Origin of the sequence: Streptomyces odontomachicola, from assembly GCF_039605595.1 — a bacterium.
Lineage (GTDB): Bacteria > Actinomycetota > Actinomycetes > Streptomycetales > Streptomycetaceae > Streptomyces.
This window is the reverse complement of the sequence record NZ_JBCFOK010000009.1, coordinates 82003-100520: the sequence shown is the minus strand read 5'-3', so window position 1 is coordinate 100520 and position 18518 is coordinate 82003. Positions and strand designations below refer to the sequence as shown.

Sequence of the window (18518 nt, the reverse complement as noted above, 5' to 3'; positions counted from 1 at the left end):
GACACCGGAGCGGACCCGAACACTCTTGGCACACGCGGCCCGCCCCTCACGTACAGCACGAGCGGCACGTACGGCACCGCACGGCGGCGCCCGCGGCGCACGCACACGCAGCGCACGGAGAGCAGGAGGGCATGCAGCCAGAACAGCAAGGGGCGCCGGAGGGGGCGGACGGGGCCGGGGAGGGCCCCGGGATCGTCGCGCTCTCGCTGCCGGCCCGCATCGTCGTGGCGATAGCCGTCGCGGTCGTCACCGTCGTGGTGGCGGTCCACCTCGCGATGGTCTTCCTGCACGTGGCGCCCGAGAACACGGTCACCAAGCAGCACGGAGAGGCCGTACAGGACTACGTACTCCCCGAATTCGAGCAGAACTGGAAGCTGTTCGCGCCCAATCCGCTCCAGCAGAACATCGCCGTGCAGGCCCGCGCGCAGGTCGCCAGGCAGGACGGCACGACCGCGCGCACCGGCTGGTGGGACCTCTCGGCGCAGGACGGCGCGGGGGTGCGGCACAGCCTGGCGCCGAGCCACACGCAGCAGAACGAGCTGCGGCGCGGCTGGGAGTTCTTCAGCAACACCCACGACTCCAAGGGGAAGCCGGTGGGCACGCGCGGAGAGCTGTCCGAGCGGTACATCAAGCGCATCGTGCTGGGCCGCATCGGCGCCGAGACCGCGGGCGGCACGGTGGAGCGCGTCCAGGTGCGCTCGGCGGTCACCCCGGTGGCGCCGCCGCCGTGGAGCGACGAGAAGTACGAGACCAAGACCGAGTACCGGGCACAGCCCTGGTGGCAGGTGTCCAGCGCCGACATACCGGGGGGCGGCAAGTGAACGGGCCGCAGACGAACACGACCGCGACGGCCGCGAAGGCGACCGGGGAACGGCCGGGCAGGGCCGAGCAGTTGAGGGCCTCGGCGGCGAACGGGCTCACCCGCGTCACGAGCGGCGCCCTCGCCCCGTACCAGACCGCCATAGTCCGCATCGGATTCGCCGCGACCTGGCTCTTCTTCCTGCTCCGCGAGTGGCCGCACCGCCAGGAGCTGTACGGGCCCGACGGCCCCTGGTCCTGGGACATGGCCAGGAAGCTGGTGGCGGACAACCACGCGTTCACGGTACTGCTGTGGTCGGACAGCGCGGGCTGGTTCGAGTTCGTCTACGTGCTGGCGATCGCCGCGTCCGTCGCGCTGCTGCTGGGCTGGCGCACCCGTACGGCCTCGGTGCTGTTCATGGTCGGCGTGCTCGGGCTGCAGAACCGCAGCGTCTTCATGGGCGACGGCGGCGACAACGTGATCCACCTGATGTCGATGTATCTGGTGTTCACCCGCTGCGGCCAGGTCTGGTCGCTGGACGCGCGGAGGGAACGGCGCCGCGCGGCCGACCCCGCCGCGAGCCCCGACCCCGGCTCGGGGGACACCACGGGCGTCCTGCTCTGGTCCGTGCTCGGCGCCGTGCTGGTCGGCGCCTCCGCCGTGGGCGCGCTCAGTCTGGGCTGGGCGCTGCTGTTCTGGGCGCTGTGGGCGGTGCACGGCCTGTGGTGGGCGCTGGGCAGGCTCGACCCGTACGGGGAACCCCGCAGGGTCTGCCGGATGCTGGCGAACCTCGCGCACAACGGGGCGCTGCTGGTCATCGTCGTGGAGGTGTGCCTGATCTACGCCACGGCCGGCTGGTACAAGATCCAGGGCTCCCGCTGGCAGGACGGCACCGCCACCTATTACCCGATGCACCTGGACTACTTCTCCCCGTGGCCCGAGCTGACCGGGGGGCTGGCGAGCAGCGGGCTGCTGATCCTGCTGATCACCTACGGCACGGTGATGGTGCAGGTCGCCTTCCCCTTCACACTCTTCAACCGCCGGGTCAAGAACGTCCTGCTGGCCGCGATGATCATGGAGCACCTGTCGATCGCGGTGCTGCTCGGGCTGCCCTTCTTCTCGCTGGCGATGGTCGCGGCCGACGCGGTGTTCCTGCCCACGGGCGCACTGCTGTGGCTGGGCGCCCGCGCCTCGGGCCTGACCGCGCGGCTGCGCTCCCGTACGCCGTCGGCACGCCGCGAGCGCGCGGGCGCGGAGGGCGCCGAGCGCTCCCGTCCGGCCCAGGAGGCCGGCGGTCTGGCGGCCGTAGGCTTGCGGGGTGAGCGAGCGGACCAGGCAGAACGGGCGGAGCGCGGCAGTTCGGCCGACGGGGGATGACGAAGCCCTCGTACGGGGCGGAGACCCCGTACGGGACGGGGAGGCCCTCGTGCGGCGGTGGCGTGAGCACGCGGAGGAGTGCGTGCTGCTGGACGGGTTCCACGCGCTGAAGCACGCGCTGCGGTTCGGGGCGCGGGTGCCGGTCGCGGTGGCCGAGGACCGCGCGGCGGCGCTCGCGCTCGCCGGCGACCTGGCCCCCGACCTGACCGCCGAGCTGGACGGGCTGCTCGGCGAGATCCCCGCCGAGCGGCTGCGCCACCTGGTGCCCAAGCCGCACCCCACCGGGGTGGCCGCGCTGGCCTTTCCGGGCGGGCGCGAGGACCCGCTGCTGGACCGCGCCGCTCCCCTGGTGGTGCTGGACAACCCGCGCCACCTGGGCAACATCGGCGCCGTGGTGCGGCTCGCCGCGGGGGCCGGCGCCGCGGGGGTGCTCACCACGGGGACGGTCGATCCGTGGCATCCCACCGTCGTACGGGCGGGCGCCGGGCTGCACTTCGCGACGGCGGTGCAGCGGCGCGACCCCGGCGACCTGCCCCCCGGGCCGCTCTACGCGCTCGACCCGGAGGGCACCGACCTGCGCGAGACCGGTCCGCTGCCGGACGACGCGCTGCTCGCCTTCGGCTCCGAGCGGCACGGGCTCTCTGCGGGGCTGCGGGAGCGCGCCGACCACCTGGTCGCGCTGCCCATGCAGCCGCAGGTCTCCAGCTACAACCTGGCCACCAGCGTCGCCATGACGCTCTACCACTGGATGGCGCAGCGGCCCCGGTGACCTGCGCTTCCATGCGGTGAGCCCCCGCGCCGGGTGCGGTGCGGGGGCTCACGTACGACGTGGTGCGGTGCGGCTCAGAGGTACGGGCCGCCGGTGCGGGCCTGGCGTGCCTGGGCCTCCTGGTCGCCGCCGCCCTCGGGGTGGCCGCCCTCCTCCGGGAGCACGCCGGGCGGCAGCGCCCTGCGCATCTGCTCAAGCTGCGAGCGTGCGGCCATCTGCTGCGCGAACAGCGCCGTCTGGATGCCGTGGAACAGTCCTTCCAGCCACCCGACCAACTGGGCCTGCGCGATGCGCAGTTCCGCGTCGGTGGGCACGGACTCGTCGGTGAACGGGAGCGAGATCCTCTCCAGCTCCTCGATGAGCTCCGGCGCGAGGCCGTCCTCCAGCTCCTTGATCGAGCTGGTGTGGATCTCCCTGAGGCGGGCCCGGCTCGCCTCGTCCAGCGGGGCGGCCTTCACCTCCTCCAGGAGCTGCTTGATCATGCTGCCGATCCGCATGACCTTCGCCGGCTGTTCGACCATTTCCGTCACGGGGACCTCAGCCTGATCGTCGCCATCACCGTCACCGCCCTTGGCGGTGCCGCCGAGAGCCATGCCGTCGGGGCCGACGACCAGGACCTGCGGGCTCTCCTGCGACCGTTCACTGCTCGGCTGTGTCATACCCACCATTCTGCATCCCCGCGTCCGGTCGCGGGCGGACGAGTCCCACCCGTGACCCCGGGCGGCCGCGCGCGGTCATCCGCGGCGGCCTCGGGTGGTCCCGGCCGTGGCCCCGAGCGGTCATCCGCGGCGGCCCGAGCGGTCACCCGCGGCGGCACGGGCGGTCACCTGCGGCGCAGTCGCAGCGCGAGAAAGGCCAGGCCGAGGCCGATGGAGGCGATGCCCGTGCCGAGCGGCAGTACGGGGAGGAGCTGGCCCCCCGCAGGCTCGGAGGCGACCCCGGTGCCGTTGGAGCTGCCGGGCGAGGGGCTGTCGGAGGCGTAGAGGTTGTGCTTGCCGAAGGTCTGGTCGCCCGCGTGCGGCGGCCGCACCTGCTGCCCCGAGGGCGTGTGCGCGCCGGGCCGCGTGCTCTGCCGCCGCGGCTGCTCCGGGTGCTGGGCCGAGGACGCCTCGGGTGCGGGGCGCCGCGAGGTGTGCGGGTGCGACGGCCTTTTCCCGTACGGGTCCGAGCCGGGGTCCGCGTGCGTGGGGCGGTCACCGTGCTGCGCCGGGGAGTCCGGGGGCCGGGGCGGCGAAGGGGGCACAGGCGCCTGCCCCGTACCGGAGTCCTGGCCGGGCGAGGAGGGCGCGGTCGTCGAGGAGTCGCCGTCGGAGGGGCTGCCGGAGGGTCCTTCGCTGCCCGGCGTCGAGGTGCCGGTGTCGCCTGAGCTGTCCCCCGGCGTGGGGAACGAGGGCTCCGAGGGCGGCTGCGGGAACCCGTCCGTCGCGTCCGGGCCCGAGTCCGATTCCGAGCCAGAGCCCGCGTCGGGGTCCGGCAGGTCGGAGGGGTCGGGCGCCGCGGGGCGCTCCGGTACGGACGGCGTGCCGGGAGGAGACAGCCCGCTGCCGGGCTGCTGCTCCTCCCGCGCCGTGGGCGACCGGTACGCGGGGTACCGGCCGCCGGGTCCAGGGGCCGGGGTGGAGGAGGAGAGGGAGGGAGTACCCCGGCCCGAGGCGCCGGACGAGCTCCCCGGGTCCTGCGACCCGGTGGGGAACGCTCCGGCGGCTTGAGCCGTCAGCGGCGCGGGGAAGAGCACCGCAACGCAGGTCAGCAACGTGATCGCGCTGTTCCTGCGTTGCGGGTGCGCCACGGTGCGACCCTCCCGAGCCGGATCGTCCAACGGTCATCCCAGGCTCACACAGAGCGACGAATCCGGCATTTCGGGAGGGATGTGGCGCCGGGCCCGGGTGGCCCGGGTGGCTCAGGTGGTCAGCAGGATCTTCCCGATGTGGTCCCCCGCGTCGAGCGCGCGGTGCGCCTCCGGCGCCTCGGTCATGGGGAGTTCGCGGTGCACTATGGCGCGTACCCGGCCGTCCTCGACCAGCGGCCACACGTGCTCGCGCACCGCCGCGACGATCGCGGCCTTCTCCGAGGCCGGGCGCCCGCGCAGCGAAGTGGCGGTCACCGCGCCGCGCTTGACCAGCAGCCGGCCCAGGTCGATCTCGCCCTTGCGGCCGCCCTGCATGCCGATGATCGCGAGCCGTCCGTTGGTGGCGAGCGCCCGTACGTTCTGGTCCAGGTACTTGGCGCCCATGATGTCCAGGATCACGTCGGCGCCGTGCCCGTCGGTGGCGTTCTTGATCTCCTCGGCGAAGTCCTGCTCGCGGTAGTTGATCAGGATCTCGGCGCCCAGCTCGCGGCAGCGCTCCAGCTTCTCCGCGCTGCCCGCGGTGACCGCGACCCGCGCGCCGACGGCCTTGGCGAGCTGGATCGCCATGGTGCCGATGCCGCTGGCGCCGCCGTGGATCAACAGGGTCTCGCCGGGGCGGAGATGGGCCACCATGAACACGTTCGACCAGACCGTGCAGACCACCTCGGGCAGCGCCGCCGCCGTACGGACGTCCATGCCCTTGGGAACGGGCAGCAACTGGCCCTGGGGTACGGCTACTTGCTGGGCATACCCTCCGCCGCCCAGCAGCGCGCACACCTCGTCGCCCACGGCCCAGCCGCTGACGCCGGGGCCGAGCGCGCTGATGCGGCCCGAGCACTCCAGGCCCGGGTAGGGCGGATCGCCCTTCGGCGGCGGGTAGTTGCCCTCGCGCTGGTGCAGGTCCGCGCGGTTGACGGCACTGGCCACCACGTCGACGAGGACCTCGCCCTCACCGGGCTCGGGATCCGGCACCTCGTCCCAGACCAGAGCCTCGGGCCCACCGGGTTCGGGAATAGTGATCGCATACATGCGCCCGACGCTACTCCCCGGGCGCGCGGAATCTCCGTACGCGCGGGCCGGTGCTTCACGAGGACGGCGGCGACGCGGCCTGCCGGGCTTCGGCCCGATGCTTTGGCGCGCACTTTTGGCATGCGCAGGGCGGGTAGCGGGAGGAGGCGAGCCAGCCGCCCCCGGGCTGCCCGGCGGTCCGCACTTCGCGCGGCGGCCCCCACGTACGGCCGGAGTCGCGGGACACCCGCAGCGTCATCCGCGACTCGGCGTCCGTCACCGGCCCGGCTTCCGCAGATGAGCGGCGAGCCGCAGCGCCTCGTCGGCGGCCAGGCCGCCCAGCTCGACGTGTCCCCTGTTCGCCACGGGAAAGCCGCCGGTCAAGGAGGGGAAGCAGAAGCCCGCTTCCTTGAGTGCTTCCTGCAGCGCGCGAGCGGCGTCAGCGCCGCTTTGCAGCGCGTCCGCCGCCCGTTCCCTGCGATCTTCTCTCGTCATGAGATCGACGTTATGGGGGCAACTTGCCCTGCTCAATGGCACTTTGAGCGGCCATGGGCCGGAAGTGCCACGGGCTGTCACATGGGTACGCCCACCGCGTCGGCGAGTGTGCGCATCTCCCCCGTGAGCGTGCGGCGCCTGGTGATGATGCGGCTCACGATGTCCCTCGCGTAGCGCTGGTTCGGGAGCCACTGAGGGGATGCGGCGCGGATGCCCGAGAGGATGTCGACGGCCTCTCCGTACTGCCGTGTCCGTGTGTGGGCGTCGGCCACATCGAGCAAGTGGCGGTTGCGGTTGTTCGAGGTGGGGCGCATCCCGTCGGTCGGCACCTTCGCGGCCAGCCTCAGCACTTGGTCGGGGCGGTCGGCGACCATCGCGTTCTCCGTGCGCTTGAGCTTCACGGTGACCGGGCCGAAGGCGAGCAGGAAGTCGTCCTGCGGCGCGAACTCCCGGCCCATGGCGACGGCAGCCGACTGCGCCAGCCGCAGCGCGTCCTCGGCCTCGCCGGGCCGGTTGTCCCGTACGGCAGCGGCGGACAGGCGCAGCAACAGCCAGCCCCACGTGCTCAGTTCCAGCGGCGTGGCTCGGGACATGCGGGGTTCCACCTCGTCGGCCCAGCCGGTGGCCAGCTCGCGGGCCTCGGCCAACTGGCCGCGCCGCAAAAGCAGCCAGCACATCGTGTTGACCGTGGCCGCCCTCTGCAGGCGGTCCGTCGCGTCGTCCAAGGAGCGCTCCAGCGCGGACTCGGCAGCCTCGAACTGGCGCGTCTGCGTCAGCAGCCACCCGGTGAGCTGCAGCAGCCTCATGCGTACGGCCCGGCCTCCCGGATCCGTCTCCGCCAGCACGTCCGCGTCCCGCAGCAGGGGAGGCAGGACCGGGGCCAGCTCCGCGAAGCGGTCACCGGAGAACAGGGGGAGGACCGCGTCGACGGCATCGCGCATGCCCTCCACCGTCGGGGGCTCGCCCAGGTCGTCGCGGCGGAGAGGAGTCCAGAGCGCGGACCGGACCGGCGCCCAACGGTCGGTCGCCGTGTCCTCGGCGGCCTCCTCGGCCGAGGCCGCGACCAGCCGCGTCGTCGGCACACGCAGGGCCACGGCCAGCGCCCGGACGGTCTCCAGGCGTGTGTCCTCCCGCTCCCCCTGTTCCAGCTTGCGGATCAGGGAGAGGGAGACGCCGGACTCGGAGGCCAGCTCACGCTGTGTCATGCCCCGTCGTTTACGAACATCTCGCAGCCGTGCACCAACGTCGGCACCCATGCGGCCGAGCGTACGCCGCGTACCCCGGAGTCGAGGGGCGTTGGCTACTCCGGCCGCCGCCCCCCGCGCCCCTCCGCGGGCCCGCCGCGTCGGCCCTCCGCGGGGCCCATTGCGGTGGGGGCTCCCGGGGTGCGCTCGCCGCCCGGGTGGGGGGCCGGGGAGCGGTGGATCACCACGATGCGGTCGGTCGGTTGGAGGGGGTCGGCCGCGGGGTCGTCGTAGCCGAGGAGGCGGTGGCCGCGTACGACCGTGACCACCAGGTCCTTGATCTCGCGCGGGGAGCGGCCCGCCTCCTGCCGGGTCACGGGGCGCTCGTTCAGGCTGAGGCCGCTGCCCTGCTGGATCAGGTCCTCCATCACGGAGCTGGCGTTGGGGCTCAGGACGGAGAGACCGAGCAGACGGCCTGCCGCGCTCGCGCTGGTGATCACGGAGTCGGCGCCGGACTGCCGGAGCAGATGCGCGTTCTCCTCCTCGCGCACCGCGACCACGATCTTGAGGCGGGCGTTGAGCTGACGTGCCGTCAGGGTGACCAGTACGGCGGTGTCGTCCCGCTGCGTGGCGATCACGATCTGCTTGGCCCGCCGCGCCTCGGCCCGCGCCAGCACCTCGCTGCGCGTCGCGTCGCCGAGCACGCCCGCGTACCCCTCCTCGGTCGCCGCCTTCACCACATGGTGGTTGGGGTCGATGATCACGATCTGGTCGCGGGCCACGCCGGTCGACAGCAGCGTCTGGGCGGCCGAGCGCCCCTTCGTGCCGAAGCCGACGACGACGGTGTGGTCGCGCAACTTGGACCTCCAGCGGTTCTGGCGCCACTGCTCGCGGGTGCGGTCGGTGAGGGCCTCGAGCGTGGTGCCGATGAGGATGATCAGGAAGATGACCCGGAGCGGGGTGATCAGCAGGATGTTGACCATCCGCGCCGCGTCGGTGACCGGGGCGATGTCGCCGTAGCCGGTCGTGGAGAGGGTCACCGTCGTGTAGTAGACGCAGTCCAGGAACGAGACGTGCCCGTCCGCGTTGTCGTGGTAGTCCGCACGGTCCATCCACACCAGGAACACCGTCAGCCACAGCACGGCGAAGGCCGCCAGCAGCCTCCGCACCACCTGGCGCATCGGCCCCACTTCGGGGCGGGGAAGGACGATCTGGTGCTGCTCGTTCACGCCGCCTCCCTCACCACGGAAGGGTCAACAGCGGTACACCGGCGCCGCTTCGGGCGCCTCCCGGGGGAATGGCGGCGAGATGGCCGGCGGTCGCGATGCCGCGGAGCATGGCGGGTCCGTTGTAGTGCAGGGGATGGGCAAGAGACTCCGCGGGAGCGTACGTGACCGGCACGAGACGCGTGTCACGGGGGTGACCGTGCACCTCGGAGGAGAGCGGCACGCACGGGTCCTGCGCCGGGCCCTGGTCGGAGAGCGTGCGCAGCAGCGGTTCGGCGAGGGTGACGAGCCCCGACAGCGCGGCCAGCGGATTGCCGGGCAGCCCCACCAGGTGCGCGCCTTCCGGGAGACGGGCCAGCAGCATGGGGTGTCCCGGCCGCACCTGTACGCCGTCGACCAGCAGCCGCGCGCCGATCCGCTCCAGGGTGGGGTGCAGGTGGTCGACGGGGCCCGAGGCGGTGCCGCCCGTGGTCACCACGAGGTCGGCGCGTGTGGTGGATACCGCCTCGTGCAGCGCCTCGGCGTCGTCCCCGAGCCGCCGGGTGACCAGCACCTCTGCGCCGAGCGCGGTCAGCCACGGGCCGATCATCGGGCCGAGCGCGTCCCTGATCCTGCCGTCCTTGGGCAGCCCGCGGTGCAGCAACTCGTCGCCGAGTACCAGGACTTCGGCGCGGGGCCTGCGTACCAGCGCCAGCTCGTCGTACCCGGCGGCCGCCGCGAGGCCCAGCACCGCCGGCGTGACCCGGGTGCCGGGCGGCAGCAGCCGGTCGCTGCTGCGGCACTCCTGGCCGCGCGGGCGGATGTCGGTGCCGGGCTGCGGCGGGTGGGCCGTACGCAGCCGGGCGCCGTCCAGCTCCGCGTACTCCGAGCGCAGCACCGCGCTGGTGCCGGGCGGCACACGGGCGCCGGTGGCGATCCGTACGGCGTGACCGTCCTGCAGCGGGCGCGGCTCGGAGCGGTCGCCCGCGAGGATGCCGTGCTCCGAGGCGTCCTCCGCCACCTGCCAGGGCCCGGGCCCTGAGACGGCCCAGCCGTCCATGGCCGAGGTGTCGAAGGAGGGCAGGTCGGTGAGCGCGGCGAGCGGTTCGGCGAGGGTGTGCTGGAGCGCCTTGTCGAGGGGGAGGGTCACCGGGTCGAGGCCGCGCCCCGTACGGGAGGCGAGCAGCCGCGCCTCGGGCCAGGGGAGCGCGCGGGGGTGGGCGTGCGCGTGTGCCTTGGCCTGCGGCTGGGGCTGGGCTTGGGCTTGGGCGGGGGACGGCTGGTGGGTGTGCGCCGAGCCCTGGTCCGGTACGGAGTGCGGCGCGGGGTCCGGCTGCGGGCTCTGCTGGGCTCCCGGTCGCGGGCCGGGTTGCGGGCTCGGTTGCCCGGGAGACCCGCCCGCCTGGCTGAGGCCGATGACCGGGCCGAACTCCTCGTCGGTGTAGGGCTCCTGGTCGTACGGCTCCTCGTCGTACAGCTCCCGGGGGCTCTTCCGTCGGGAAGCCTCGCGCTCGGGCTCCTTCCCGGGCTCCTTGCCGGGGCCGCCGGCGGCCGATTCCGCGGTGGTACGGGGCTTGTCCCCGGTACGCGGCGTGCTCTCGGTGAACAGCCCCTCGGGGAAGGTCGGTTCGGACCCCGAGGGGCTGCCGTCCTCGGGGGCGCGGCGCCGCGCGTCCTCCTCGGTCCAGGGGTCGGTCCACGGATCGGCCCAGGGCCCTGCCCACGGCGCGGGCTCCGGGGGTTCGGGACGCCGGGGCTCCGCGCGTACGTCCAGGCGCTGGGTCTCCTGCGCGTCCGGGGAGGGGCCGGCGCCGGACGCGGGGCCGGGGCCTGCGCGGCGCTTGTCCGTTCCGTCGCCGTGGGCGTTGGCCAGTGCGATGGCCTCGTCGAGCTCGTCCGCGCCGCTCATCGTCCTGAGTCCGTGCCCTTTCCCTCGTCGCCGCGGGGTGCCGCGCCATCACCCGGCCCCTCGCCCTCGGCGCCCTCGGCCGCCCAGCGTTCGGCCAGCCGGGCGGCGATCCGGGCGCACTCGGCGACGTCCTCGGGCGAGCCGCCTCTGCGGGCCGCCGCGTAACCGGCGAGGAAGGTGGTCAGCGGGGCTGCGGGCCTGGCGACGCCGTGCGCGGCGTCGCGGGCCAGGTCGAGGAGTGCGGCCGTGTCGAACTCGAGGTCCTCGATCCCGAGCTCGGCCTTCACTGCGGCGGTCCATTCGTCCAGCACGGTGCCATGCTCCCTGATCCTTGCCCGCGCGGCGGCGATGTCGTCCCAGGTGTCGCAGTCGAGCGCGGCAGACGGGCCCGCACCGGCGCCGGGGGCGCCGACGGTGATGCGCCGCAGTCTCAGCTCCGGCAGCAGCAGCCGCAAGGGAAGACCGCCGAGCGAGCCGTACTCGGTCCGCAGCAGCGCCAGTTCACGGCGCAGCGCCTCGGCCCCGTACGCGGCGACCAGCGGCTGGTCCCGGCCCTGGGCATCGCACAGCACCGCACCCTCGAAGCCGTCCGCCGAAGAGTCCTCGGACCCCGCACCGTCGCGCTCAGCCCCCAGCAGCTCCCGCACCGTCCCCGTACCGAGAAAGGGCAGGTCGGCGGAGAGGACCAGCACGGTGTCCGCGGTGGTCCCGCGCAGCCCCGCGTCGAGCGCGGCGAGCGGGCCGCCGCCCGGCGGGTCCTCGCGCACCCACTCGACGGGCCGGTACGCAGGGCGGCGCGGCCCCACGACCACGGTGCGCGCCGCACCCGCGCACGCCGACAGCACGCGGTCGAGCAGCGTGCGCCCGCCGACCGTCACGGCGGGCTTGTCGGCGCCGCCCAGACGACGCGCGCCGCCGCCCGCGAGGACGACGGCGTCGTAGTCGTACGGTTCGTGGCCGCACGGTTCGTGGTCGTACGGGTGCTCTGGTGTCTCCCTCACACCTCAGAGCGTACGGAGCAGCAGCGCGGGCTGTTCCACGCAGTCCGCGACGTAGCGGAGGAAGCCGCCCGCCGTGCCGCCGTCGCACACCCTGTGGTCGAAGGTGAGGGAGAGCTGGACGACCTGGCGCAGGGCCAGTTCGCCCTGGTGGGCCCAGGGCTTCGGGGTGATGCGGCCGACCCCGAGCATGGCCGCCTCGGGGTGGTTGACCAGCGGCGTCGAACCGTCCACCCCGAACACCCCGTAGTTGTTCAGCGTGAACGTCCCGCCCGACAGGTCGCCCGGGGTGAGCGCGCCCTCGCGGGCCGCGCCGGTGATCCGGGCGATCTCCTCGCCGAGCTGCTCGGTGCTGCGCGCGTGCGCGTCCCGCACGACGGGGACCACCAGACCGCGCTCGGTCTGCGCCGCGAACCCGAGGTGTACGGAGGACAGCCGGACCACCTCGCCGCGCTCGGTGTCCACGGTCGAGTTCAGCTCGGGGAAGCGGGCGAGGCCCGCGACCGCGATGCGCGCGAGCAGTGCGAGCAGCGGGACGCGCGTGCGCCCGCCCGCGTTCATGGCCTCGCGCGCGGCCAGCAGTTCGGTCGCGTCCGCGTCCACCCAGCAGGTCGCGGCGGGGATCTCGGTGTGCGCGCGGGTCAGCTTGGCGGCTGTGGCGCCGCGGATGCCGGTGAGGGGTGTACGGGTCTCGGCCGGGGCCTCCGTGCGCGGGGCCGCCGCCGTACGGGAAGCCGCCGTTTCCCGCGCCGCGCGCTCCACATCGGCGCGCACGATGAGCCCCTCGGGCCCGCTGCCGGTCAACTCCCGCAGGTCGACGCCCTGTTCGCGGGCGAGGCGCCGTACGAGGGGCGAGATCACCGGAACGGGGCCGGGGCCGGGGCCGGGACCGGTCGCGGTGCCGTTCGCGGGCCGTGCGGGCCGTGCGGGCTCGGCCGGCTGCGCGGGTGCCGCGCGGCGCCCCGTACGGCGTCGCCGCCGGGGAGTGTCCTGCGTCCCGTACCCGACCAGCACGTTCCCGGACCCGGAACTCTCCTGCTCGGGCTCGTCGGCGTCCGCGCCCCCGGAGTCCGAGGCCCCGGAGTCCGAGGCCCCCTCCGACCCCGCGACCGTCAGCAGCGCGGCGCCCACCGGGAGCTCCGCGCCCTCCTCCGCCGCGTGCGAGGTGACCACGCCCGCGTACGGGCACGGCACCTCGACCAGGGCCTTCGCGGTCTCGACCTCCACCACCGGCTGGTCCACGGCGACCACGTCGCCGACGTCCACCATCCAGCGCACGATCGTGGCCTCGGTCAGCCCCTCGCCCAGGTCGGGCAGGGCGAATTCCCGTACCTCAGCCATCAGTCCCCGTCCCCCTCGGCAGGCTCGACATAGGTGCTCTCCCACTGGAGCCGGTCCACCGCGTCCAGCACCCGGTCCACGCCCGGCAGGTGGTGCCGCTCCAGCATCGGCGGCGGGTACGGGATGTCGAAGCCCGCCACCCGCAGCACCGGCGCCTCCAGGTGGTGGAAGCAGCGCTCGGTGATCCGCGCGGCGATCTCGCCGCCGGGTCCTGCGAAGCCGGGTGACTCGTGCACCACGGCGGCCCGGCCCGTACGCCGTACCGAGGCCGCCACGGTCTCCTCGTCCAGCGGGACCAGCGAGCGCAGGTCCACGACCTCCAGCGAGATCCCGTCCTCGGCCGCCGCCTCGGCAGCCTCCAGGCAGACCGGCAGCGCGGGCCCGTAGGTGATCAGGGTGGCGTCGGTGCCCCGGCGGCGTACGACCGCGCGGCCGATCTCCGGCACGGCCTCCGGCTCGTCGAGGGAGAAGTCGGCCTTCCCCCAGTACAGCCGCTTGGGCTCCAGGAAGACGACCGGGTCGTCGCTGGCCACGGCCTGCCGCAGCAGCCCGTACGCGTCGGCCACCGTCGCCGGGGTCACGACGTGCAGCCCCGGCGTCGCCATGTAGTACGCCTCGGAGGAGTCGCTGTGGTGCTCGACGCCGCCGATGCCGCCGCCGTACGGGATCCGCACCGTGAGCGGCATCGGCAGGGCGCCGCGCGTCCTGTTGCGCATCCGCGAGACGTGCGAGACGAGCTGCTCGAACGAGGGGTAGGCGAAGGCGTCGAACTGCATCTCCACCACGGGCCGCAGCCCGTACATCGCCATCCCCACCGCGCTGCCGAGGATGCCCGCCTCCGCGAGCGGCGTGTCCGTGCACCGCTCCTCGCCGAACTCCGCCGTCAGCCCGTCGGTGATCCGGAAGACCCCGCCCAGCGCGCCGACGTCCTCGCCCATCAGGTGCACCGTGGGGTCGTCGGCCATGGCGTCGCGCAGCGCCCTGTTGAGCGCCTGCGCCATGCTCACCGGTTTGCGGCCTTCGGCCTCGGGCCGCCGCCGCTCCACAGCCGTGCTCACGCGCGCTCCCCCTCTTCCGCCGCGGGCCGCTCCTCTTCCGCCGCCAGCTCGTCGCGCAACTGCCGCTCCTGCTCGCGCAGTTGCTGCGTCGGCCGCGCGTAGACGTGCGAGAACAGGTCGCCGGGGTCCAGCTCCGCGTCGCGGTTCATCCGCTCCCGCAGGTCCGCGGCCAGCTCCTCGGCCCGCTCCCCCGCCTCCTTCACGCCCGCGTCGTCCAGCAGCCCGAGGCCGCGCAGCTCGCGCTCCATCAGCAGCACGGGGTCGTGCTCGCGCCAGGCGGTGACCTCGTCCTCGGTGCGGTAGCGGGTGGCGTCGTCGGCGTTGGTGTGCGCCTCCACCCGGTAGGTGACCGCCTCGACCAGCGTCGGACCGCCCCCGCTCCTGGCCCGCCGCACGGCCTCGGCCAGCACGTCGTGCACCGCCGGCGCGTCGTTGCCGTCCACCAGGCGGCCCGGCATCCCGTAGCCGACGGCCTTGTGCGCGAGGGAGGGCGCGGAGGTCTGCTTCGCGAGCGGTACGGATATCGCGAAGCCGTTGTTCTGCACGAGGAACACCACCGGGGCCTGCCACACGGCGGCGAAGTTCAGCGCCTCGTGGAAGTCGCCCTCGCTGGAGCCCCCGTCGCCGACCAGCGCCAGCGCCACCGCGTCGTCGCCGCGCAGCCGCGCCGCGTGCGCCAGCCCCACGGCGTGCGGGAGCTGGGTCGCCAGCGGGGTGCACAGCGGGGCCACCCTCGCCGCGCGCGGGTCGTAGCCGGAGTGCCAGTCGCCGCGCAGCAGCGAGAGCACCTGTACGGGGTCGAGCCCGCGCGCCACGGCGGCCAGCGTGTCCCGGTAGCTGGGGAACAGCCAGTCCTGCTCCTCCAGCACCAGGCCCGCCGCGACCTGGCACGCCTCCTGGCCCGTGGAGGAGGGGTACACCGCGAGCCTGCCCTGCCGGGTCAGCGCGGTGGCCTGCTCGTTGTAGCGGCGGCCGCGCACCAGCCAGCCGTGCAGCTCCCGCAGCAGCGGGGCGCCGGGCTCCCGCGCCAGGTCGGCGCCGGTGCCCAGCAGCCTGTACGGCTCGCGGTCGGGCAGCAGCGGGGCGGGGTCGTGGCGCGGGCGCCAGGCCGGGGGCGGCGCGACCCGCCGGTCGCCGGGCTGCTCCAGGACCGTCATGTCCAGCACCTCCTCGTGCGGGAATGCGTCAGTCGGCGGGGTACGGGTGGCCCGCTCGCCGCCCGTGATCCCCTACCGATTGTTCGGTCGCCAGCACATTTTGACTACAGGGGTCGGGCGCCTGTGGACAATTGGTTCCGGGATGCGTTCGATGGCAGCAGGACGTCCACGGAGGGGAGGCCGCAGGGGATGGCGGAGGAACAGATGGCCGGAGGGGCGCAGTCCCGGCCGCCCGCCCGTCCGCTCGACTCGGTCGACAGGGACATCCTGCGGCTGCTCCGCTCGGACGGCAGGGCGTCGATACGCTCGGTGGCCGAGCAGGTCCATGTGTCCCGCGCCAACGCGTACGCGCGCATCAACCGGCTCATCGAGGACGGCGTGATCCGCGGCTTCGGCGCCCGCATCGACCAGGAACGCGCTGGTCACGGGGCGTCCGCGTACATCACGCTGAAGATCGTCCAGGACTCCTGGCGCACAGTGCGCGAGGAGCTGCGGCAGCTCCCCGGCGCGACACACCTGGCCTTGGTGAGCGGCGACTTCGACGTCCTGCTGTTGGTCCACACCCCCGACAACAGGGCGTTGCGTGACCTGGTCCTGACCAGGATCCAGTCCATCCCAGAGGTGCTGAGCACCCGCACACTGCTGGTCTTCGAGGAAACCGACTTGGAACCGGAGATTTGAGGGCTTCGCCCTCGGCTCACCGCAAACCCCTTGTCCGCCGCAGCGGTACGCGAGCCGAGCGGGTCTGACCGGCGGTTCGTGCGCGGCCCGCGCTGTCACCGCCGACGGCTGCCGAGGCCGGTCGCCCGCCGCTGCGGCGGAGGACCTTTCAGGTCCGCAGGCCCGCGAAAGCCGTCCGCACCACGGCCTCCGCCACCTCCTCGCTCGCCGCGTGGCCGTCACGCCCCGCGCGAGCGGGCCTGTACCACTCCACGATGGAGTTGATCATGCCGAACAGGAGGCGGGTCGCCAGGCGGACGTCGACGTCCTGGCGGAGGTCTCCGTCGGCCGCCGCCTCCTTCAGGAGCGCGGCCACCCGCTGGTCGAACTCCCGCCGGCGCGCCATCGCCCAGCGCTCGGTCTCCGTGTTGCCCCGCACCCGCAGCAGCAGGGTCACATAGGGCAGCTCGGCCATCAGCACCTCGGCGGTCCGGCGCGTGACGTATTCCAGCCGCGCTATGGCACGCCCCTCCCGCGCCCCGGGCTCCTCCAACGTGGCGAACAGGCCGTCCAGCGCCCGCGTTATCGCGCGCCCGAGGAGCTCCTCCTTGCCGCGTACGTGGTGGTAGATGGAGGACTTGGAGATGCCCGCCGCCTTGGACAGGTGCTCCATCGAGGTGCCGTCGTAGCCGCGCTCGTTGAACACCCGCACCGCGACCGTCAGCAGTGAGTCCGGCGTGTAGGTGTCGCGCTTGTGGGTGTCCCTGTTCGCTGGCATGGCAGCAAGTCTAGGAGTCCCCTTGTCCCGACCGATCGTTCGGTAGCAGTATCTGGTGCCGAGGAAGTCCGCAGGAAGTCCGCAGGAAGTCCAGCCGAGGCACTCCCAGAGCCGCCGAGACCCCACCGAGGAGTTGGTCGTCGTGACCGCCGGAAGCAGCAGCACCGCTCAGCTCACCGAGAAGCACCGCCCCACCCTCGACCGCGCCCTGGAGGCGATCCGCACCCGGGAGTTCTGGACCCCGCACCCCGAGCACCCCAAGGCGTACGGCGAGAACGGCACGCTGAGCGCCGAGGAGGGCCAGGCCGCCTTCGACGCGCTGCGCGGCACCCGCTTCGAGCTGCCGGGACAGCCCGGCACTGACGGCTGGGCCGCCACCGAGGTCTCCCCGTACGGCCTGGACATGGGCATCGAGTACCCGCGCCCCGACGCCGACGCGCTCCTCCCCGCGATGCGCGCGGCCCTCCCCGCCTGGCGCGCGGCGGGCCCCGAGGTACGCGCCGCCGTCTGCCTGGAGATCCTCGCCCGCATCAGCGCCCGCACGCACGAGATGGCGCACGCGGTCATGCACACCAGCGGCCAGGCGTTCATGATGGCGTTCCAGGCGGGCGGCCCGCACGCGCAGGACCGCGGCATGGAGGCGGTGGCCTACGCGTACGCCGAGCAGACCCGCGTACCCGCGAAGGCGCGCTGGGAGAAGCCGCAGGGCAAGCGCGAACCGCTGGTGCTGGAGAAGGAGTTCACCGCGGCGGGGCGCGGGATCGCGCTGCTGGTCGGCTGCAACACGTTCCCCACCTGGAACGGCTACCCGGGCCTCTTCGCCTCCCTCGCCACCGGCAACGCGGTGCTGGTCAAGCCGCACCCGCGCGCGGTGCTGCCGCTGGCGCTGACCGTGCGCGCCGCGCGCGAGGTGCTGGCCGAGGCCGGGTTCGACCCCAACCTCGTGGCGCTGGCGGCCGAGCAGGACGGCGAGGGCATCGCCAAGGAGCTGGCCACCCGGCCCGAGGTCCGGATCATCGACTTCACCGGCTCGACCGCGTTCGGCGACTGGCTGGAGAACAACGCGCCGCAGGCCCGCGTCTACACCGAGAAGGCGGGCGTGAACACCGCCGTCATCGACTCCACCGACGACTACAAGGGGATGCTCGGCAACCTCGCCTTCTCCCTCTCCCTCTACAGCGGCCAGATGTGCACCACCCCGCAGAACCTCCTGATCCCGCGCGGCGGCATCGAGACCGACGCCGGGCACAAGTCGTACGAGGACGTGGTGAACGACCTCGCGGGCGCGGTGGACAAGCTCCTCGGCGACGACGCGCGGGCCAACGCGCTGCTCGGCGCGATCGTCAGCGACCGGGTGCTGGAGCGCCTGGAGTCGGCGCGCTCGTTCGGCGAGGTCGCCCTCGCCTCACGGGAGATCGCCAACCCGGACTTCCCCGGCGCCACGGTCCGCACCCCGGTGATCGTCCGGCTGGACGCGGCCAAGCCGGAGAGCGAGGCGGTGTGCCTCGCCGAGTGCTTCGGGCCGGTCTCCTTCGCCGTGGCCGTCGACGACACGGCGGCCGCCGCCGAGCTGCTGCGCCGCACCGTGCGCGAGAAGGGCGCCATGACGGTCTGTGCCTGGACCACCTCGCCCGAGGTCGAGCGGCTGGTCGAGGACGTCTGCCTGGACGAGAGCGCGCAGCTCTCGCTGAATCTGACCGGCGGGGTGTACGTGAACCAGACCGCGGGCTTCTCCGACTTCCACGGCTCGGGCGGCAACCCCGCGGCGAACGCGGCCCTGTGCGACCCCGCCTTCGTCGCCGACCGCTTCCGCACGATCGAGGTGCGCCGCCCGGTGAAGTGACGGGAGCGCGGACATGACGACGGCCCCCGGAGCGCACGCTCCGGGGGCCGTTCCCTGCCGTCTGCTGCTGTCTACCGCTGCGCGCGGC

At 73.8% G+C, this 18518-nt stretch carries 17 protein-coding genes; 5 read left to right on the top strand and 12 right to left on the bottom strand.

Features of this window, described 5'->3' with window-relative positions:
- Nucleotides 1-131: 131 nt before the first annotated feature.
- The 3 genes from ABEE00_RS18205 to ABEE00_RS18195 are packed head-to-tail and all read left to right on the top strand — an operon-like array spanning nt 132 to nt 2945.
- Nucleotides 132-821: a DUF5819 family protein gene (locus tag ABEE00_RS18205; RefSeq protein ID WP_345746582.1), complete on the top strand. Its 690-nt coding sequence runs from the start codon at nt 132-134 to the stop codon at nt 819-821.
- Nucleotides 818-2176: an HTTM domain-containing protein gene (locus ABEE00_RS18200; protein ID WP_451918611.1), complete on the top strand. Its 1359-nt coding sequence runs from the start codon at nt 818-820 to the stop codon at nt 2174-2176. The genes ABEE00_RS18205 and ABEE00_RS18200 overlap by 4 nt, the downstream gene beginning before the upstream one ends.
- A 49-nt stretch (nt 2177-2225) precedes the next feature.
- On the top strand, nt 2226-2945 hold the full coding sequence (locus tag ABEE00_RS18195; RefSeq protein WP_345746759.1) for a TrmH family RNA methyltransferase: 720 nt from the start codon (nt 2226-2228) through the stop codon (nt 2943-2945).
- 74 nt (nt 2946-3019) lie between these two features.
- Here the strand turns inward: ABEE00_RS18195 and ABEE00_RS18190 are convergent, their stop codons facing one another.
- The 11 genes from ABEE00_RS18190 to pdhA form a co-directional block, all read right to left on the bottom strand.
- Nucleotides 3020-3604 carry a bacterial proteasome activator family protein gene (locus ABEE00_RS18190; RefSeq protein ID WP_345746581.1) on the bottom strand — a complete coding sequence of 195 codons (585 nt, stop codon included), beginning with the start codon at nt 3602-3604 and terminating at the stop codon, nt 3020-3022.
- Between the two features lie 164 nt (nt 3605-3768).
- On the bottom strand, nt 3769-4734 hold the full coding sequence (locus tag ABEE00_RS18185) for a hypothetical protein (RefSeq protein ID WP_345746580.1): 966 nt from the start codon (nt 4732-4734) through the stop codon (nt 3769-3771).
- A 111-nt stretch (nt 4735-4845) separates the two neighbouring features.
- Complete coding sequence (locus tag ABEE00_RS18180; RefSeq protein WP_345746579.1) at nt 4846-5823, bottom strand: NAD(P)H-quinone oxidoreductase; 978 nt, start codon at nt 5821-5823, stop codon at nt 4846-4848.
- A gap of 255 nt (nt 5824-6078) precedes the next feature.
- On the bottom strand, nt 6079-6297 hold the full coding sequence (locus tag ABEE00_RS18175) for a hypothetical protein (protein ID WP_345746578.1): 219 nt from the start codon (nt 6295-6297) through the stop codon (nt 6079-6081).
- A 77-nt stretch (nt 6298-6374) separates the two neighbouring features.
- Nucleotides 6375-7553 carry a helix-turn-helix domain-containing protein gene (locus ABEE00_RS18170; protein ID WP_345746577.1) on the bottom strand — a complete coding sequence of 393 codons (1179 nt, stop codon included), beginning with the start codon at nt 7551-7553 and terminating at the stop codon, nt 6375-6377.
- 44 nt (nt 7554-7597) lie between these two features.
- Nucleotides 7598-8662, bottom strand: a complete 1065-nt coding sequence (locus tag ABEE00_RS18165; RefSeq protein WP_345746758.1) for a potassium channel family protein — start codon at nt 8660-8662, stop codon at nt 7598-7600.
- A 58-nt stretch (nt 8663-8720) separates the two neighbouring features.
- Nucleotides 8721-10103 (bottom strand): molybdopterin molybdotransferase MoeA, encoded by a 1383-nt coding sequence (locus ABEE00_RS18160; RefSeq protein ID WP_451918620.1) that lies wholly within the window; start codon nt 10101-10103, stop codon nt 8721-8723.
- A 488-nt stretch (nt 10104-10591) separates the two neighbouring features.
- Nucleotides 10592-11596 (bottom strand): NTP transferase domain-containing protein, encoded by a 1005-nt coding sequence (locus ABEE00_RS18155; RefSeq protein ID WP_345746576.1) that lies wholly within the window; start codon nt 11594-11596, stop codon nt 10592-10594.
- Nucleotides 11597-11599: 3 nt separating this feature from the next.
- Nucleotides 11600-12934 (bottom strand): dihydrolipoamide acetyltransferase family protein, encoded by a 1335-nt coding sequence (locus ABEE00_RS18150; protein ID WP_345746575.1) that lies wholly within the window; start codon nt 12932-12934, stop codon nt 11600-11602.
- Nucleotides 12934-13935 carry an alpha-ketoacid dehydrogenase subunit beta gene (locus ABEE00_RS18145; protein ID WP_345746756.1) on the bottom strand — a complete coding sequence of 334 codons (1002 nt, stop codon included), beginning with the start codon at nt 13933-13935 and terminating at the stop codon, nt 12934-12936. The genes ABEE00_RS18150 and ABEE00_RS18145 overlap by 1 nt, the downstream gene beginning before the upstream one ends.
- A 53-nt stretch (nt 13936-13988) precedes the next feature.
- Nucleotides 13989-15149 carry a pyruvate dehydrogenase (acetyl-transferring) E1 component subunit alpha gene (pdhA, locus tag ABEE00_RS18140; RefSeq protein ID WP_345746574.1) on the bottom strand — a complete coding sequence of 387 codons (1161 nt, stop codon included), beginning with the start codon at nt 15147-15149 and terminating at the stop codon, nt 13989-13991.
- Between the two features lie 189 nt (nt 15150-15338).
- Between pdhA and ABEE00_RS18135 the strand changes: the two genes are divergently transcribed.
- Nucleotides 15339-15830: an Lrp/AsnC family transcriptional regulator gene (locus tag ABEE00_RS18135; protein ID WP_345746573.1), complete on the top strand. Its 492-nt coding sequence runs from the start codon at nt 15339-15341 to the stop codon at nt 15828-15830.
- A gap of 148 nt (nt 15831-15978) precedes the next feature.
- Here the strand turns inward: ABEE00_RS18135 and ABEE00_RS18130 are convergent, their stop codons facing one another.
- Nucleotides 15979-16587: a TetR/AcrR family transcriptional regulator gene (locus ABEE00_RS18130; protein WP_345746572.1), complete on the bottom strand. Its 609-nt coding sequence runs from the start codon at nt 16585-16587 to the stop codon at nt 15979-15981.
- 142 nt (nt 16588-16729) lie between these two features.
- Between ABEE00_RS18130 and paaN the strand changes: the two genes are divergently transcribed.
- On the top strand, nt 16730-18430 hold the full coding sequence (paaN, locus tag ABEE00_RS18125; RefSeq protein WP_345746571.1) for a phenylacetic acid degradation protein PaaN: 1701 nt from the start codon (nt 16730-16732) through the stop codon (nt 18428-18430).
- Nucleotides 18431-18518: the final 88 nt, after the last annotated feature.

What these genes read in the sequence shown, in the direction of transcription:
- ABEE00_RS18205 (WP_345746582.1), top strand. Translation starts at nt 132, where the DNA reads ATGCAGCCAGAACAGCAAGGGGCGCCGGAGGGGGCGGACGGGGCCGGG.
- ABEE00_RS18190 (WP_345746581.1), bottom strand. Translation starts at nt 3,604, where the DNA reads ATGACACAGCCGAGCAGTGAACGGTCGCAGGAGAGCCCGCAGGTCCTG.
- ABEE00_RS18180 (WP_345746579.1), bottom strand. Translation starts at nt 5,823, where the DNA reads ATGTATGCGATCACTATTCCCGAACCCGGTGGGCCCGAGGCTCTGGTC.
- ABEE00_RS18175 (WP_345746578.1), bottom strand. Translation starts at nt 6,297, where the DNA reads ATGACGAGAGAAGATCGCAGGGAACGGGCGGCGGACGCGCTGCAAAGC.
- ABEE00_RS18170 (WP_345746577.1), bottom strand. Translation starts at nt 7,553, where the DNA reads ATGGGTGCCGACGTTGGTGCACGGCTGCGAGATGTTCGTAAACGACGG.
- ABEE00_RS18165 (WP_345746758.1), bottom strand. Translation starts at nt 8,662, where the DNA reads ATGCGCCAGGTGGTGCGGAGGCTGCTGGCGGCCTTCGCCGTGCTGTGG.
- ABEE00_RS18150 (WP_345746575.1), bottom strand. Translation starts at nt 12,934, where the DNA reads ATGGCTGAGGTACGGGAATTCGCCCTGCCCGACCTGGGCGAGGGGCTG.
- ABEE00_RS18145 (WP_345746756.1), bottom strand. Translation starts at nt 13,935, where the DNA reads ATGGCGCAGGCGCTCAACAGGGCGCTGCGCGACGCCATGGCCGACGAC.
- pdhA (WP_345746574.1), bottom strand. Translation starts at nt 15,149, where the DNA reads ATGACGGTCCTGGAGCAGCCCGGCGACCGGCGGGTCGCGCCGCCCCCG.
- ABEE00_RS18135 (WP_345746573.1), top strand. Translation starts at nt 15,339, where the DNA reads ATGGCGGAGGAACAGATGGCCGGAGGGGCGCAGTCCCGGCCGCCCGCC.
- ABEE00_RS18130 (WP_345746572.1), bottom strand. Translation starts at nt 16,587, where the DNA reads ATGCCAGCGAACAGGGACACCCACAAGCGCGACACCTACACGCCGGAC.